Source organism: Heyndrickxia vini, assembly GCF_016772275.1.
Classification (GTDB): domain Bacteria; phylum Bacillota; class Bacilli; order Bacillales; family Bacillaceae_C; genus Heyndrickxia; species Heyndrickxia vini.
Genome location: NZ_CP065425.1, coordinates 2,738,747 through 2,754,019, shown reverse-complemented (window position 1 = coordinate 2,754,019; position 15,273 = coordinate 2,738,747). Strand labels below are relative to the sequence as shown.

Annotated in this window: 15 protein-coding genes; 10 read left to right on the top strand and 5 right to left on the bottom strand. The window is 32.8% G+C overall.

Annotation, left to right across the window (positions count from 1 at the left end; genetic code table 11):
* Nucleotides 1–39 precede the first annotated feature (39 nt).
* Nucleotides 40–198, top strand: a complete 159-nt coding sequence (locus I5776_RS13765) for a hypothetical protein (RefSeq protein WP_165797717.1) — start codon at nucleotides 40–42, stop codon at nucleotides 196–198.
* On the top strand, nucleotides 195–335 hold the full coding sequence (locus I5776_RS13760; RefSeq protein ID WP_202776962.1) for a hypothetical protein: 141 nt from the start codon (nucleotides 195–197) through the stop codon (nucleotides 333–335). Before I5776_RS13765 ends, I5776_RS13760 begins: the two co-directional genes overlap by 4 nt.
* Before the next feature lie 14 nt (nucleotides 336–349).
* Here I5776_RS13760 and I5776_RS13755 read toward each other — a convergent pair whose 3' ends face one another.
* Nucleotides 350–2,101, bottom strand: coding sequence for a B12-binding domain-containing radical SAM protein (locus I5776_RS13755; protein ID WP_202776961.1), 1,752 nt, complete (start codon nucleotides 2,099–2,101; stop codon nucleotides 350–352).
* Between the two features lie 355 nt (nucleotides 2,102–2,456).
* Here I5776_RS13755 and I5776_RS13750 point away from each other — a divergent pair, with 355 nt between their 5' ends.
* Nucleotides 2,457–2,744 (top strand): aspartyl-phosphate phosphatase Spo0E family protein, encoded by a 288-nt coding sequence (locus tag I5776_RS13750; RefSeq protein WP_202776960.1) that lies wholly within the window; start codon nucleotides 2,457–2,459, stop codon nucleotides 2,742–2,744.
* Nucleotides 2,745–2,855: 111 nt separating this feature from the next.
* Here the strand turns inward: I5776_RS13750 and I5776_RS13745 are convergent, their stop codons facing one another.
* Nucleotides 2,856–4,349, bottom strand: coding sequence for an ATP-binding protein (locus I5776_RS13745; protein ID WP_202776959.1), 1,494 nt, complete (start codon nucleotides 4,347–4,349; stop codon nucleotides 2,856–2,858).
* Nucleotides 4,350–4,452: 103 nt separating this feature from the next.
* Here I5776_RS13745 and I5776_RS13740 point away from each other — a divergent pair, with 103 nt between their 5' ends.
* Complete coding sequence (locus I5776_RS13740; protein WP_202776958.1) at nucleotides 4,453–4,890, top strand: MarR family winged helix-turn-helix transcriptional regulator; 438 nt, start codon at nucleotides 4,453–4,455, stop codon at nucleotides 4,888–4,890.
* Between the two features lie 114 nt (nucleotides 4,891–5,004).
* Entirely contained in the window at nucleotides 5,005–6,705 is a 1,701-nt protein-coding gene (locus I5776_RS13735; RefSeq protein ID WP_425490275.1) for a M3 family oligoendopeptidase, read from the top strand.
* 40 nt (nucleotides 6,706–6,745) lie between these two features.
* Here I5776_RS13735 and I5776_RS13730 read toward each other — a convergent pair whose 3' ends face one another.
* Nucleotides 6,746–8,872, bottom strand: a complete 2,127-nt coding sequence (locus I5776_RS13730; RefSeq protein WP_202776957.1) for an ATP-dependent Clp protease ATP-binding subunit — start codon at nucleotides 8,870–8,872, stop codon at nucleotides 6,746–6,748.
* Between the two features lie 263 nt (nucleotides 8,873–9,135).
* Between I5776_RS13730 and I5776_RS13725 the strand changes: the two genes are divergently transcribed.
* Nucleotides 9,136–10,182: a YkvI family membrane protein gene (locus I5776_RS13725; RefSeq protein WP_202776956.1), complete on the top strand. Its 1,047-nt coding sequence runs from the start codon at nucleotides 9,136–9,138 to the stop codon at nucleotides 10,180–10,182.
* 27 nt (nucleotides 10,183–10,209) lie between these two features.
* On the opposite strand, the gene I5776_RS13720 is transcribed toward I5776_RS13725, so the two are convergent.
* Both I5776_RS13720 and I5776_RS13715 read right to left on the bottom strand, forming a co-directional pair.
* Nucleotides 10,210–10,821: a CPBP family intramembrane glutamic endopeptidase gene (locus tag I5776_RS13720; protein WP_202776955.1), complete on the bottom strand. Its 612-nt coding sequence runs from the start codon at nucleotides 10,819–10,821 to the stop codon at nucleotides 10,210–10,212.
* Between the two features lie 367 nt (nucleotides 10,822–11,188).
* On the bottom strand, nucleotides 11,189–11,380 hold the full coding sequence (locus I5776_RS13715) for a YkvS family protein (RefSeq protein WP_202776954.1): 192 nt from the start codon (nucleotides 11,378–11,380) through the stop codon (nucleotides 11,189–11,191).
* Nucleotides 11,381–11,578: 198 nt separating this feature from the next.
* Here I5776_RS13715 and I5776_RS13710 point away from each other — a divergent pair, with 198 nt between their 5' ends.
* The 4 genes from I5776_RS13710 (at nucleotide 11,579) to I5776_RS13695 (ending at nucleotide 15,236) form a co-directional block, all read left to right on the top strand.
* Nucleotides 11,579–11,755 (top strand): hypothetical protein, encoded by a 177-nt coding sequence (locus I5776_RS13710; protein ID WP_425490274.1) that lies wholly within the window; start codon nucleotides 11,579–11,581, stop codon nucleotides 11,753–11,755.
* A gap of 109 nt (nucleotides 11,756–11,864) precedes the next feature.
* The gene (locus I5776_RS13705; RefSeq protein ID WP_202776952.1) at nucleotides 11,865–12,803 is read left to right on the top strand and encodes an AAA family ATPase; all 939 of its coding nucleotides are present in this window, start codon (nucleotides 11,865–11,867) and stop codon (nucleotides 12,801–12,803) included.
* A 46-nt stretch (nucleotides 12,804–12,849) separates the two neighbouring features.
* Entirely contained in the window at nucleotides 12,850–13,998 is a 1,149-nt protein-coding gene (locus I5776_RS13700; RefSeq protein ID WP_202776951.1) for a DUF58 domain-containing protein, read from the top strand.
* Nucleotides 13,999–14,258: 260 nt separating this feature from the next.
* Nucleotides 14,259–15,236, top strand: coding sequence for a hypothetical protein (locus I5776_RS13695; RefSeq protein WP_202776950.1), 978 nt, complete (start codon nucleotides 14,259–14,261; stop codon nucleotides 15,234–15,236).
* Nucleotides 15,237–15,273: the final 37 nt, after the last annotated feature.

Below are 15,273 nucleotides of genomic sequence, written 5' to 3'. Positions count from 1 at the left end.
TATTGACGTACCATAAAATAGTCAAAAGAGGGGATATACATGGCGAAACGTAAGGCTGAAGTGAATGCTGCTGTTAAACATAGTCACACACCAAAAAGAAATGTAGAAGAAGCCGAGTTTTCAGCAGAATTTGCGAATGGTGAAGAAACAGCAAAACATGCAAACCGTAATTCTAAACAAGGCCGTAAAGGAAAATGAAGAAAAATAATAAAGGCAATAATCGGGAAGAATTTGGTGTTGAAATCGGAGACTTAAATGCAATTAAGTTCTATGAAACAGCTAAAGACGCCGGACGAAAAGAAAACAAAGATAAGTCTCCTACAAATAAAAAGTAGCCTGCATAAAGCGGCTACTTTTTATTTGTGCTAAAAATTGATGATTTTCCAGTCTTTGGATCAAAGTAAACAAGCATATAACTATCTTCACGGTTAATTTTTCTCGTCGTGTGATAGTGATGTAAGTTAAATGGTATTTTTTCAACAATTGAATGTTTATTTAAGTCTTTTTGGGTTAATTGAAGCTGATTGTACGTCTCACCTAGTTGTTGTGGATTCGCATTGATATCAGTAAAGATGGTGTTTCTTTCATCCTTACTAACACGATCCTCCCACCAAGATTTTCTTGGTTTGTATCTCTGATTAAGAAGGTAATCATATTTCATTAATCCTTCAATAATTTCAATATGTTTACGTGTTTCTTCGTCTGTTTTTAAGAAAGATAACAATCTTCTAAACAAATCTTCCAATTGATGCCCAATTCTGCTCCATCCTTGTTCTTCCCAATAAGAACCAAATTGTTGGAAGAAATCGAAAGGCGTTTCGAAAACGTTGGTAACTAAATATTCAATTGTTTCATTCATGCGATGATCATTCCAATATTTTTCTAACACATCTTCTACTTGTTTAATTCGAACGATGTCATCAAATGATAGAATATTATTACCTAAAATTTCATATGGAGCATGATCCATATAAATATATTCATGTTCTTTTGCCCGGATTCTAAGACCTGTACCACGCAACATCTTCAGAAATCCCAACTGAAGTTCCTCCGGACGTAATGCAAACACATCATTAAAGGTCTTTCGGAATGATTGGTAATCCTCTTCAGGCAGCCCCGCGATAAGGTCGAGATGCTGATCAATTTTTCCGCCATTTTTCACCATTGTAACGGTACGGGTGAGCTTTTCGAAATTTTGTCTTCTTTTCACTAATTCATTCGTTAAATCATTTGTAGATTGAACACCAATTTCGAATCTAAATAAACCTTTTGGAGCGTGTTCATTTAGAAAGTCAATTACTTCCGGCCGCATAATATCCCCAGTTATTTCAAATTGAAATACTGTTCCGGGTGTGTGTTCATCAATGAGAAACTGAAACATTTCCATTGCATAACTTCTACTAATATTAAACGTACGATCGACAAATTTAATTGTTTTTGCTCCGTGATTCATTAAGAAACGAATATCATCTTTAATTTTTTCACGATTAAAATAACGAACCCCAACTTCAATAGATGACAGGCAAAATTGACAGTTAAACGGGCATCCGCGACTTGTTTCAATATAAATCACTCGTTTTGAAAGATGGGGGAGGTCTTCCTCAAATCGATAAGGCGATGGAAGCTCACGCAAGTCAATTTTATTGCGAATTGGATTAATAATGATCTTCTCATTTTCTATATATCCAATACCGTGAACTTGCTTAAAATCTTTCTTTTCTTGAATTTCATTAAGGAGCTGTTTAAATGTTTCTTCACCTTCACCCATTACGATGAAATCAACTTCTGGTATACGCTTAAGCCAATACGTCGTATCGTAGGATACTTCAGGTCCTCCGAGTACAATCGTTAGTTCCGGCATAATTTTTTTTAACATTTGGATGACCCTAATCGTTTCTTCAATATTCCAAATGTAACAGCTGAACCCAAGGACGTCAGGTTTTTTTGTAAATAAATCAGAAACGATATTCATCACAGGGTCTTTGATTGTATATTCGGCTAGTTCAATATTATATTCTGGTGCGGCTGCGGCTTTTAAATAACGAATGGCCAAATTCGTATGAATGTATTTTGCATTTAAAGTACTTGCAATGATTTTCATGAATGTGTATTACCTCTTCTTTCAAATATGCATAAGATTATTTTTAATTCTATCCTAGTATATTTTATAGGAGTACGCACAAAACCTCAATGTTAATAGTTTTCATGATAAATTATTCATATCTATCTTCAAATAGAATTTATAATAGAGAAATGTATGAAAAAGAGTGTAGAAATACGAGGAATATCACGAAGAAATGTCGAAAAACATTCGTGTTCTATGTAGAAATAAAGAAAATTTGTAAAAAGAATGTCTAATATTGCGAATCTATTTACTTTTATGTGTATACCTGCGATAATTCGAAAGGTAGTCGAAAAATATCGATATAAGAATGAAATTGAAGGAGAATGAAAAAGTGTATACCTATGGCAATGCAATAAAAGAAAAAAGATATTTAAAGCGAATTCAAGTAAAAAGGGAAGAAATGATACAACTTGGAAAACGATATGGGTTAACAAATGATAAAACTATTTTTTGCTCTCAGGAATTAGACACGTTATTGAATGAATACTACAAATTCCAACAATCAAATGATAGAAGTTTGAAACCTGTCGTTATCAAGGAATCTTCATTTATTATATATAAAAGTAAAAAACATAGTAATGAGAGAGTTGTGAAATATAACGTATTAAATGCTATTTAAAAAATTATTACACCATGTTTAACCCTCACTGATCATCAATGAAATACGCTCTATTATCTCACCTCAAGTTTAATACATCACCATTTAAAAAGGTTAATCTCCTAACCGAGATTAACCTTTAAAAATAGGAAGGGAAATTAATACTTCCGTGCCTTTATTTATTTCACTTTTTATCGACAAACTTCCATCAAATGATTCAATGATTCTTTTACATACAACTAAACCAAGTCCAGTCCCATTTTCCTTTGAAGTAAAAAAAGGAGTGAAAACTTTTTTTAAGTTTTCTGGAGATATACCCGTTCCATTATCAGAAATAGACAACAATGCGTGACTATCTATCTTTTCTAGATTAAGTATCAATTTGCCTTCACTAGGCATTGCCTCAAGGGCATTTTTTGTTATATTAAGGACAACTTGCTTTAATTGATCAATTGTGGCAAGCACTGTAATTTCCTCAGATTTAATTTGATAGGAATAGTGCACATTGTATAAATTTGATTCGGAATATATTAATGGGTTTAGGTCATTAATCACTTGGTCTAAATGGATTTTTTCCATTTTTTGAATAGTAGGTTTCCCGAGTATTAAGAATTCATTAACAATTTGATTGATTCGATTGATTTCTTTGTGTAAAATCGAAAAGTAAAATTGATCTTTCGGGTCTTTATATTTTTCTGATAGTAATTGTACAAGACCTTTAATACCGGTTAACGGATTTCGAATTTCGTGTGCGGTACTAGCTGCAAGTGTACCAACAAGTTCAAGCTTTTGCGAATCATTTTGAAGTTTTTCCCGTTCTGCTTGTCGTTTAATTGACAATGTATGAAAAAATAAATAAACAACATGAATAACAGTAGTAATGATTAAGAAAAATATAAAAGTATTAATAAAAACGGATTTGATTTTTGGATGTTTAGGAATTAATGTGATTTTCCAAGGAACCCTTTCCAGAGATGTACTTACATAATTATTCGACGGATTTAGAATTAATTGATCATTTGTTGAAAAAATGGGAACTCCTTGTTCACTTTCAACATGAACAAATGTATTAGGAGTTAACATTTGAATAATATTAACAATATAATCCGTTCGAATATGTGCAACGATTATTGCCTGTATGACGTTATTCTTTATTACCGGTGTTACAATGGCGACAACTTTTTTGTTGTTTGATAATGTTTCCACTTGGTCTGAGACGACGGATTGATGAGTTTGATACATCGTCTTAATATAACTTTGATTTTTAAGATTATATTGTTTCAAATAATCATTCGTACCAGTAATGACATTCCCGTTTTTATCTAAAAAATACATACCTCCATATCGTGGGTCTTTTCCACTCATTGTATTAAGGGCTGTTTTTACATCAGTAATATTATTGAAATTTGATTCAAATGTTATTGCCAAAACCTCTAAACTTTTTATTGTCTCCCCAATGACCTGATCTAACTGTCTTTGGTAAATGGATGCATTACGTTCCGTCTGCATAATTGATTTTCCCACATTTTTTTTATAGCTATAGTAACCATATGTTAATGTCAATAAAATAGCGGGGACGAGAACTGGAATAAAATAGAATGCCAATTTTTTAAATTTATTTTTCATGGAAGTACCTCAATTTATATAATTACTCTTTTATCATATTATAAATTGTATTAAAATAATAGAAATCTTATTATTTTAATATGTAGGTAAAGGAATGGATTGAATGGATAATGAAGTTCAGCAATCATTAAAACTATTTATAGTATTATCAAGGGCGTTTCGTGCAGTCAATGAATATACAAATGAGTTTATTCAGAAAAACGGATTAAATCCGACAGAATTTGCGGTGTTAGAGCTGCTCTACCATAAAGGTGACCAGCCATTACAGCAAATAGGCGATAAAATATTATTAGCAAGTGGTAGTATTACGTATGTAGTGGATAAACTGGAGAAGAAAAAGCTTATTGAGCGTGTAGGTTGTGCAAATGATCGCCGTGTAACATTTGCTCACATTACAGACGAAGGGAAGCAATTTATTGAATCTATTTTTCCAGGGCACCAAAATCGGATTCATCAATTAATGTCGGTGCTAAGTTCAGATGAAAAAGAAGTGGCAATTGAATCTTTAAAAAAAATAGGATTAAATATTCCACAAGCATGATAGAATAAAAGCATTTCTTTTCATAAGAAATGCTTTTTTATATGGAAAGGAGGAAATCTTACTATTTATAGCGAATAAATTATGGATTGAATAATTTTTAGTGGGGTGTAAGTAATGAATGTGAGATTTGAGGATTATGAATATAAAAGACCGAATATTGAGGAAGTACAAGCATCTTTTCATAAAGAGCTGGAGAAATTTAAACTTTCTAAAAGTGTTGAAGAGCAAAGTGAAGCAATGAAAAATATTAATAAAATAAGTAATGAAATAGGAACGATGTTTAATCTTTGCTATGTTCGCCATACAATTGATACGAATGATGAATTCTATAAAGCCGAAAATGATTATATGGATGAGATTATGCCTTTAGTAGAAGGTCTCACATCTGAATATTATCAAGCATTAGTATCTTCCGAGTTTCGCTTGGAACTAGAAAATAAGTGGGGAAAGCAGCTTTTTGATTTAGCAGAAGGACAATTAAAAACATTTTCCCCTGAGATTATTCCTTTATTGCAACAAGAGAATAAACTTACATCTGAGTATACTAAGCTTATTGCATCTGCAAAAATTATGTTTGAAGGGGAAGAAAGAACCCTTGCACAAATTGATCCTTTTACGGAATCAAAAGACCGTGAAACAAGGAAAAGTGCGGTAGAGGCGAAATTTGGTTTTTTCGTTGCTCATGAAGATGAATTTGATCGCATTTATGATGAATTAGTAAAGGTTAGAACTGAGATTGCATCAAAACTTGGGTATAAAAATTTCGTTGAGCTCGGTTATTATCGAATGGCACGTATCGATTATAATGCCGATATGGTAGCGAAATTCCGAGATCAAGTAAGAGAATTTATAGTACCTCTTGCAAGTAAATTAAGAGAACGTCAACAAGAACGAATTGGCGTGGATTCTCTTAAATTTTACGACGAGAGTTTTCAATTTTTATCTGGTAATGCCACTCCGAAAGGGAGCCCTGAATGGATTATTGATAATGGTAAACAAATGTATGCTGAATTATCGAAGGAAACAGATGAATTTTTTACATTTATGAATGAAAATCATTTAATGGATTTGGTGGCGAAAAAAGGAAAAGCGAGTGGTGGATATTGCACCTATATTGAAAATTATAAAGCTCCTTATATTTTCTCAAACTTTAATGGTACTTCAGGTGATATTGATGTGTTAACACATGAAGCTGGTCATGCTTTCCAAGTTTATTCCAGTCGTCAATTTGAAATTCCGGAGTATAGTTGGCCGACACATGAAGCTTGTGAAATTCATTCAATGAGCATGGAATTTTTCACGTATCCTTGGATGGAACTATTCTTTAAAGAGGATACAGATAAGTATAAATTTGCCCATTTGAGCAGTGCCTTATTATTCTTACCTTATGGTGTGGCTGTAGATGAATTCCAGCATTTTGTTTATGAAAACCCAGAGGCTACCCCTGCGGAAAGAAAGCAAGCATGGAAAAATATTGAAGCGAAATATTTACCGCATCGTGATTATGATGGTTTAGAGTATCTCGAAAAGGGCGGATTCTGGCAAAGACAAGGTCATATCTATGAATCGCCATTTTACTATATTGACTATACACTTGCCCAAATTTGTGCATTTCAATTTTGGAAGAAGTCACAAGAAAATCATGAAGAAGCATGGAAAGATTATATTCATCTATGTAAACAAGGTGGAAGCAAGTCGTTTACAAAATTAGTAAAAGAGGCCAATCTTATTTCTCCATTTGAGGATGGTTGTGTGGAATCTGTCATTGGTACAATCCAACAATGGCTAGATCAGGTAAATGATAGCAAACTATAAAAAAAAGGAGAAAAGCTTTCATTGCTTTTCTCCTTTTTGGTTAATTTTTAATAGACACACTGATTGTATTGTCTATAAGGGTTGCTACTAATTCTTTTTGATCGGGATGATCTAAAATATAATCCGCAATCCGATCCTCCAATTGTTCTTGGATCACTCTGCGAAGTGGTCTTGCACCAAACGCAGGATGATATCCCAATTCCGCGAGTTTTTCTTTTACTACATTTTCCACATCTAATGTAATATGTTGTTCTGCTAATGAATCATTTAATTCATTAATCATTAAATCAACAATTACTAGTAGATGTTCTTTATTTAATGGATGAAATTCAATGATATTATCAAATCGATTCAAAAATTCAGGTTTGAAAAAGCTTCCTAGCGAATCAAGGATACTTGTCTCTTTGATGGCATTATTTTGATCAAATCCTACATGAATTTCTTTTGTAGCTACACCCGCATTACTTGTCATGATAATGACTGTATCCTTAAAGCTAACCGTACGTCCTTGGCTATCTGTTAAACGTCCGTCTTCTAGGATCTGCAGAAACATATGCTGTACGTCTGGATGTGCCTTCTCAATTTCATCTAAAAGGATAATGCTATACGGATTTCTGCGCACTCTTTCTGTTAATTGGCCAGCTTCATCATGTCCAACATAACCTGGAGGTGAACCGATTAATTTTGATACACTATGTTTTTCCATATATTCACTCATATCAAGGCGAATCATTGCATCCTTCGTTCCGAATAATTCTTCGGCTAATGTTTTTGTTAGTTCGGTTTTCCCAACACCAGTCGGACCTACGAAAAGGAATGAACCGATAGGTCGATTTTTTGCTTTTAAACCTGCTCGGCTACGACGAATCGCTTTAGCGATTTTTTTCACTGCTTCATCTTGACCGATTACTTTTTTTGCAAGATTTTCTTCAATGTCTTTCATTTTTTTCTGTTCATCTTCCTGAAGTTTTCCGACAGGGATTCCAGTTTTTTGTTCGATAATTTCATGGATAAGTGATACATCCACAATGATGGAATGATTTGAGTCTTCATCCGTATTCAATGTTTTTTCCAATTGCTCTTCTTCATCACGTAATTTCGCAGCCGTTTCATAATCTTCTTTTTCTAATGCTTTTTGTTTCTCGGAATCGATTTCAACAAGCCGTTCTTTAATATCCGCACGATCGTTAGTACCGATAGCGAGATTTAATTTAGAACCAGCTTCATCCATTAAATCAATGGCTTTGTCCGGTAAATAACGATCTTGAATATAACGATGTGATAAATTGACACACGCTTTAATTGCTTCATCAGAATAATTTACATGGTGGTAATTTTCGTATTTCTCTTTTAATCCATTTAATATATTGATTGCTTGCTCGATAGTCGGTTCGCTCACTTGAACTGGTTGGAATCGGCGTTCTAATGCAGCGTCCTTCTCAATTTGGCGATATTCTTTTAATGTTGTCGCACCAATGACTTGAAGCTCACCTCTAGCCAAGGCTGGTTTTAAAATATTGCCGGCATCCATAGAACCTTCAGCAGAACCTGCCCCTACAAGAAGATGGATTTCATCAATAAATAACAGTATATTTTTTCGACTTTGTAATTCTGTAATTAATTGTTTCATTCGTTCTTCAAATTGTCCACGTATCCCGGTATTTGCAACTAGTGAAGCAACATCTAGTAAATATACTTCTTTATTTTTTAATTTTGCTGGAACATTGTTTTCAGCTATTTTCAAGGCAAGTCCTTCGGCGATAGCTGTTTTCCCGACACCCGGCTCACCAATTAATACAGGATTGTTTTTATTTCGGCGGTTTAATATTTCTATCACACGATTAATTTCCTGATCTCTTCCGATTACAGGGTCTATTAATCCTGCTTTCGCTATATTTGTTAAATTTTTACCGAATTTATCTAAAAAGCTGTTATTTCCTGTATGTTGAGCTTCTTGAGTGTTCACAGTATCCTTAGGGGAATTCCCCAATCCTTTAAATATATCTTCAAATCCATTCATTGAAGGAATACCACCAAATGGTGTCTTTTTCATAGAAAACTCATTTTGATAGCATTCGGAACAAAGATGAAGATTCTGTGTGTGACCATTTATATTTACTCTTAATTGAACATTTGCTAAGTTCATTTGACATTTTTGACATTTCATAAAAGCATTCCTCCTTAAATAGCAATGCAATATTATTTTGATAAAGTTTGATTTTGACTAACTTTGACCTTATTTATCTAAAAATGATGGTCTTTGCTAATTTTGACCATCTTTGACCTTATGAACTTATCTTACACCCAATTTTATATTTTGTAAACTATTTTTTGATCTTTTTTGACCTATTTAAAAAAATATATTATTGTCGTATTTTTCATTGCTTGTACATATGGTTTAGTAGTGGAAACAAATGTGAGGGGATATAAATGAAAAAGTGGATTGGTGCATGTCAAATTGCTGCAGTTTACGTTGGAACGGTAATTGGAGCTGGCTTTGCAACAGGAAGGGAAATTGTTGTGTTTTTTACGAAGTATGGGTTTATCGGAATTTTGTCTATTCTTATTGCAGGATATTTATTTATTGTATTAGGCTCAAAAATCATGGTAAAGGCGATTGATCTTAAGGCACATTCATATGAGGTCTTTAATCAATATTTATTTGGAAGAAGAATTGCGAAGCTGATGAATATATTTATGTTGCTTATGTTATTAGGTGTTAGTGGAGTTATGTTTTCAGGTGCAGGTTCTGTTTTTGAGGACCACTTGGGATTGGACAAAAATATAGGAATATATCTTACCATTGGATTAACCATACTCATTATGGTTATTGGCACAAAAGGGGTATTTGCGGTTAATTCGTTCGTAGTACCGATGATGGTACTATTTAATTTTATCATTATGACACAATCAATCGTGGCGCCAAATTTTGCGAATATATTTTTTCATATACCAGAAGTAGAGAATGGATGGAGGTTTTTCCTCTCCCCATTTTCCTATGCTGCTCTTAATTTAACATTAGCCCAAGCTGTGCTGGTACCTATAGCCTATGAAGTAAATGATAAAGAGATTGTCAAATGGGGTGGAATAATCGGAGGGGGATTATTAACACTTATACTAATATCCAGCCATATTACACTCGTTATGCTGCCAAATGTGAACCAATATGATATCCCAATGGCAATTATTGTACAAAACACGTTTAGTAGTATTTATTTTATTTATGTAGCCATTATTTATGGAGAGATTTTCACATCGATTATTGGGAATATTTATGGTCTAGGAAAACAACTGCGACAATATCTTTCTTTGAAAATGTTTTGGATATATATGATGATCATTGCCGTAGTCACGTTAATAAGTAAGATTAATTACGGAACGCTTCTTTCATTTTTATATCCACTATTTGGTTATATAAGTTTACTATTTATCATATTGTTATGGGTGAAAAAAGACAAAATAAACCTCAAAAAATAGGTTTGTTCTGAACCTGTTTTTTGAGGTTTAATGAAGTGGGAGAACAACTATTAGTAATAAATCAAAAATTAAATGGGAAATAACGACTAGAGGGATACTTTTAAATTTAAAATAAAGTGTTCCCCACACAATCCCTCCAACTAAAGCTGCAAATATTAAAACGATATTACCTGAATAGATGAATACAGAAGCGTTTAAAATGGCGGTTATTAAAACGGCAATCCAGCCTTGTATATGTTTCATGATTCTTTTTTGAATAAAGCCACGCCAAAAGATTTCTTCGCCAGGCGCCATAATAAATACTAAAACAAAATAATGCCAAACCCACTTCGGAGAAAGTAAATGATAGGTTTTTATTACTTTATTCTCCAAGAAAGGAGAAACAATGGAGAAAAACCAGTCTCCAATCCAAAAGATTAAATATAAGCCTATGCCGGACACTATAGCTTTAAATAAGTATTTCTTTGTAGATATATCATCCTCAGACTTTTCATTAACAATAGAATAGCTTATAAGTAATAAAGATACAGCAGTATATATGTACCAAAATATTGATTTATCGTTGAATGTAATATACAACAATACATGCGCTAACAATATTCCTAGAATTAGCTTAATATCTGTCGCGCTGCGTTTCATTTGAAAGTAATCTCCCCTCGACTAAACAATAATAAACAATTTATAAAGTAATTTTAACAAATAACAGTAAGAAATAAAATATTTGTTCTGAGATAAGAAAGTATAAATTTTATAGGATTAATGTTCCCAATAAATATCTGCTTTGTCTAGCTCCAGCGCCTATCCACTAGAAAACTTCAGGACTTTTCCCTACGATAAGTCAACATCGATTCGCCCTTCAGGCTCAACGTGTTTCCTTTATCTCAGTCAAAGTCATTCCAGTTTTTACGTCGATGAGCAAGGCGCTTGCGCTTTTCTAAGAATGAAATTGACTTATATAGAAAGGACTAAAAAAATTGACTATTCTAGCCAATTTTTTTAGTCCTTTCTATGCGTTGATTGATTCTTGAATGATGGTGTAATTTTTATGATTAATTACTGTTTTTTCTTCTAGTTCGAGATCTCGATAATTCTCCATATATGTTAAGTCAACAATTACTGAGTTTTCATTCACCTTCTCAACAACGCCACGTAAACCGTTTTTAAATTCAATAACATTTCCAACATCGGCTTTTTTCATCTGACGTCCCCCATTTCGCATTGATTATTTATTGATAATTTTCTAATATCTTCTATTAAGTTTGCACCATTTTATAGAAATTTTCAAGTTTTTAAACAAATTTTTCCCTTTTTAATTGAACAGGAATGTGTTAATTTAAAAAAGATTTGTTTAGTATCGCCGATATGGAGTGTGGTTCTTTTGACACAGGAAAAAATAATGGAGTTGCTAAATCAACTCCGCACGGGAGAAATGAAAGAATTATATATTGATAATGCTGATTTCTATGAAGTGCGAAAAATTATCGTGGAACAGGATGACTTTAAACATTTTCAAGGAATAGCTCAACGAAATGGTCATGTAATTTATAAATATTTGGAAGTACCTAGAAGCTAATAGGTGCAAAGAGTTCTTTTGAAAGAACTCTTTTTTTTGATAATAGCCTATTTTTATAAAATTTGGTATATTTGTATTATATAGAAAACGTCGACAAGGGGGACTACAGATGGAAAATAAAATAAGCGAATTAAAGAGAGAAATAGCTAAAGTTATTGTCGGTCGGGAAAAAGATATTGAATTATTGACCATTGCCTTAATTCAAGGCGGGCATATTTTATTGGAAAGTGTTCCTGGGACAGGTAAGACATTACTGGCTAAAACATTTGCAAAATGCATCAATGGTGATTTTAAACGAATCCAATTCACGCCAGATGTATTACCAACAGATGTGACGGGAATGCAGTTTTTTAATCCAAAAAATCAGCAATTTGAATTAAGACAAGGACCAATCATAACGAATATTTTACTAGCCGATGAAATTAACCGAGCTACACCAAGGACACAATCAAGTTTGCTTGAAGTCATGGAAGAAAGACAGGTAACAATTGATGGTGAGACCCTTAAAGTAGAAGAACCATTCATGGTAATTGCTACACAAAATCAGGTGGAATCACAACAAGGGACATTTCCGCTGCCAGCAGCACAGCTTGATCGGTTTTTTATGAAAATATCGATAGAGTATCCTACATACGAAGAAGAAAGAGATATTTTAAGAAAATTTCAAAAGGAAGAACCATTATCAACTGTCCAAGCAATCCTTTCGAAAGAAGAGTTGATTTATTTAAAACAAGAAGTTAAAAACATATTAATCAGTGAAGATGTTGAAAAATTTATTTTATTGATTACAAGGCAAACGAGGGAGCATTCAGCTATTGATCAAGGAGCTAGTCCACGTGCAGCATTAGCGTTATTAAAAGCTAGTCAAGGACATGCGTTTATTCAAGGGCGGCAGTTTGTTACTCCTGATGATGTAAAAATCGTTGCCCCGTATGTGTTGAAGCATCGTTTGTACTTATCTATGGAGGCATCATTGACAAATACAGTGGATGAGATTTTTGAGGATATTGTTTCTAATATTCCAGCCCCTGTAGAATCGGTGCGATAAAATGAAATGGGATAAGGAAATTTTAATCACAGGCAATTTGCATTTAATGCGCACATTCTTATTTCTCTTAATCACAATAGCATTTTTGTTTGGTGAAAGCTGGATGCTCTTTATTGTGGCTTCTATAGCTGTTTTTCTGTACTTACATAATTTCTATTTTAGGAAATTAGGAGAAAAATTTTATTTTGATAATAACAAGGAATTAACAAGATTAAACGTCGATACTGAAGGTGAATGGTTGTTGACCTTTGTAAACGAAGGATATCCAATTGTAAAAGGAGCATTATCCATTTCTTTTGATGATTGTATCGAACCAACAACATATCCGTTTATAAAAAATCGTTCATTTATTGAGGTGAATATTCCTTTTAAAGCTTGGACCAATGAACAGGTCGAGGTACGTATCCCCTTTTTGGCCATAAAAAGAGGCGTATCCCGTATTTATAGACTTGAAGTGAAAGTTCACCATTTATTTGGAAGTGGAGCTGTTGTTCTTAATTATAATGAAATAATAAAAAAGAAAAAATTGGTCTATCCTCTGAGAAAATTCCTTCATAACATCGAAAATAAGCCTGTTTTATTGCATGGATATCAAGAAACTTCATCGTCATTGTTTTATGATCCTATGCAGCCTATTGGTACAAGAGAATATGTTAACGGTGATTCGTTCCAGCATATTAATTGGAAAGCAAGTGCGAGGATGCAAAAACTTCAAACAAAGGTATTTCCAAACAATGGAGCACGTACATGGTTATTTGTATTGAATATTTCTGATGGCCATTCAATTAATAGAGATTTGGAGGAATTAATCAGTTTTACGGCCTATTTAATTGAGCAAGCAGTGAAAGAAAATATTGCATTTGCCTTTGCAATAAATGTTCGTACTCATGGCGATATTCCATATTTCTACCTTTCAGAAGGAGAAGGAAAAATTCAAAGACAAAAAGCATTTGAAATGTTATCCATGTTGTCATTTCATACTTTTCCTTTACCACATCTATTCATGTTAAAAGATATAGAAAAAAAAGACATGTCATTTCCAATCATTATTCATGTTGGAGAAAGCGCTATTCAAACTGATAGAATCCTTTTAAGTTTTAAAAGGAAAAACTCGACCATTTTTAAATTGGATACAATAAATGGACAAGGAGTCATGAAGGAATGGAAACAATATCAAATAGAAAAACAAGCTTAAGTTGGATAGTGGGAATCTTCAAGACCATTATTAGTGAATCTATTTTATTGGTGTTATTTTTGTTTCCAATCCGATTAAAGGATGGGATTCACACAATAAGCTGGATGTTTTTGCTTGTTATGTTATTTTCGGTATTCATTTCCCTTCTGCTATCAAAGGGAAATAAGCATAAAGTAAATTTATTGTATTATTCTATTTCCATTCCTTTAATGATAATTGGGTCTATTCTCGCAGGAATCCCGTTTTGGGGGCTTGTTATCATGATTGTTTTTAGTCAGTGGAGATTGTATAAGTTGCTGCCAGAAGATTTTGATGATGAATATTATGATAATCAAAATGGACTGCTTTTAATATCTATTATTGTTGGAATTTTAATTTATGGTATAGGCAAACCTTTAAAATTAGTTGAAATAGACACTATTTTACTGCTTATATTACTCCAATTTTTCATTTCGTCCTATGGTACATTTATGAAAAATTACTTTCTAAGTAATTTTTCCAAGAAAAGTGCTTTTCTTTCTGTCGCATTGTACACCGTTATTATTCCACTTATTATTGGAGGCATAATAGTCGTCATTAGCTTGGGGTTAAGAGAAGGTTTACTAGTGATTGTTACTGCTTTACTAAAATTGATTCCTTTATTGGGTCGAGTATTTCCTTTTTTAGATAAAATAATACAAGTAAAAAATGTAGAACCAACAAGCCAAGAGGAAATAATAAATGATAACACTGAAAATGATCAAGTAACGAGCATTCTTGAAAAGCAAGTTTCGGAAGGAAATAATTTCTATGTAATTATATTAATTGTTTTTTCTGTTTTAGCGATTTTGGCCGTTATACGGTTTAGACGCTTTAAAGCTCCTATGACTGATGATAATGATGAAGTTATATTAACGCGACAATTTGCAAAAAAGACAGAGGAAGACCTTTCAAAGTTAATCAATATACCCTCATATTCAAAAGCAACACATCAAATTAGAAAATATGTATCAGAATTAGAAAAGATTGCTGTTAAGAAAAATATTGGGCGCAAAGGATCAGAATCCGCTCGTGAATGGTTGAAAAGAATTGAAATAAGTTGTTCAAATAATTGGATTAACTTGTATGAAAAAGTCCGTTATGGTATGGAAAATGTCACCATCACAGAGGCAGAGCAATTTATTAATGAGTATAAAATAATTAAAAAACAATTAAAGGATAGAAAACCCTTACATGACTTAGATGAAGCCAATTCATAACTTGTGAAAAATTTTGTAATAATAAAGAGTGAGCAAT

What these genes read in the sequence shown, in the direction of transcription:
- I5776_RS13745 (WP_202776959.1), bottom strand. Translation starts at nt 4,349, where the DNA reads ATGAAAAATAAATTTAAAAAATTGGCATTCTATTTTATTCCAGTTCTC.
- I5776_RS13760 (WP_202776962.1), top strand. Translation starts at nt 195, where the DNA reads ATGAAGAAAAATAATAAAGGCAATAATCGGGAAGAATTTGGTGTTGAA.
- I5776_RS13725 (WP_202776956.1), top strand. Translation starts at nt 9,136, where the DNA reads ATGAAAAAGTGGATTGGTGCATGTCAAATTGCTGCAGTTTACGTTGGA.
- I5776_RS13695 (WP_202776950.1), top strand. Translation starts at nt 14,259, where the DNA reads ATGATTGTTTTTAGTCAGTGGAGATTGTATAAGTTGCTGCCAGAAGAT.
- I5776_RS13730 (WP_202776957.1), bottom strand. Translation starts at nt 8,872, where the DNA reads ATGAAATGTCAAAAATGTCAAATGAACTTAGCAAATGTTCAATTAAGA.
- I5776_RS13755 (WP_202776961.1), bottom strand. Translation starts at nt 2,101, where the DNA reads ATGAAAATCATTGCAAGTACTTTAAATGCAAAATACATTCATACGAAT.
- I5776_RS13740 (WP_202776958.1), top strand. Translation starts at nt 4,453, where the DNA reads ATGGATAATGAAGTTCAGCAATCATTAAAACTATTTATAGTATTATCA.
- I5776_RS13765 (WP_165797717.1), top strand. Translation starts at nt 40, where the DNA reads ATGGCGAAACGTAAGGCTGAAGTGAATGCTGCTGTTAAACATAGTCAC.
- I5776_RS13705 (WP_202776952.1), top strand. Translation starts at nt 11,865, where the DNA reads ATGGAAAATAAAATAAGCGAATTAAAGAGAGAAATAGCTAAAGTTATT.
- I5776_RS13715 (WP_202776954.1), bottom strand. Translation starts at nt 11,380, where the DNA reads ATGAAAAAAGCCGATGTTGGAAATGTTATTGAATTTAAAAACGGTTTA.
- I5776_RS13720 (WP_202776955.1), bottom strand. Translation starts at nt 10,821, where the DNA reads ATGAAACGCAGCGCGACAGATATTAAGCTAATTCTAGGAATATTGTTA.
- I5776_RS13710 (WP_425490274.1), top strand. Translation starts at nt 11,579, where the DNA reads ATGGAGTTGCTAAATCAACTCCGCACGGGAGAAATGAAAGAATTATAT.
- I5776_RS13735 (WP_425490275.1), top strand. Translation starts at nt 5,005, where the DNA reads ATGAATGTGAGATTTGAGGATTATGAATATAAAAGACCGAATATTGAG.
- I5776_RS13700 (WP_202776951.1), top strand. Translation starts at nt 12,850, where the DNA reads ATGCGCACATTCTTATTTCTCTTAATCACAATAGCATTTTTGTTTGGT.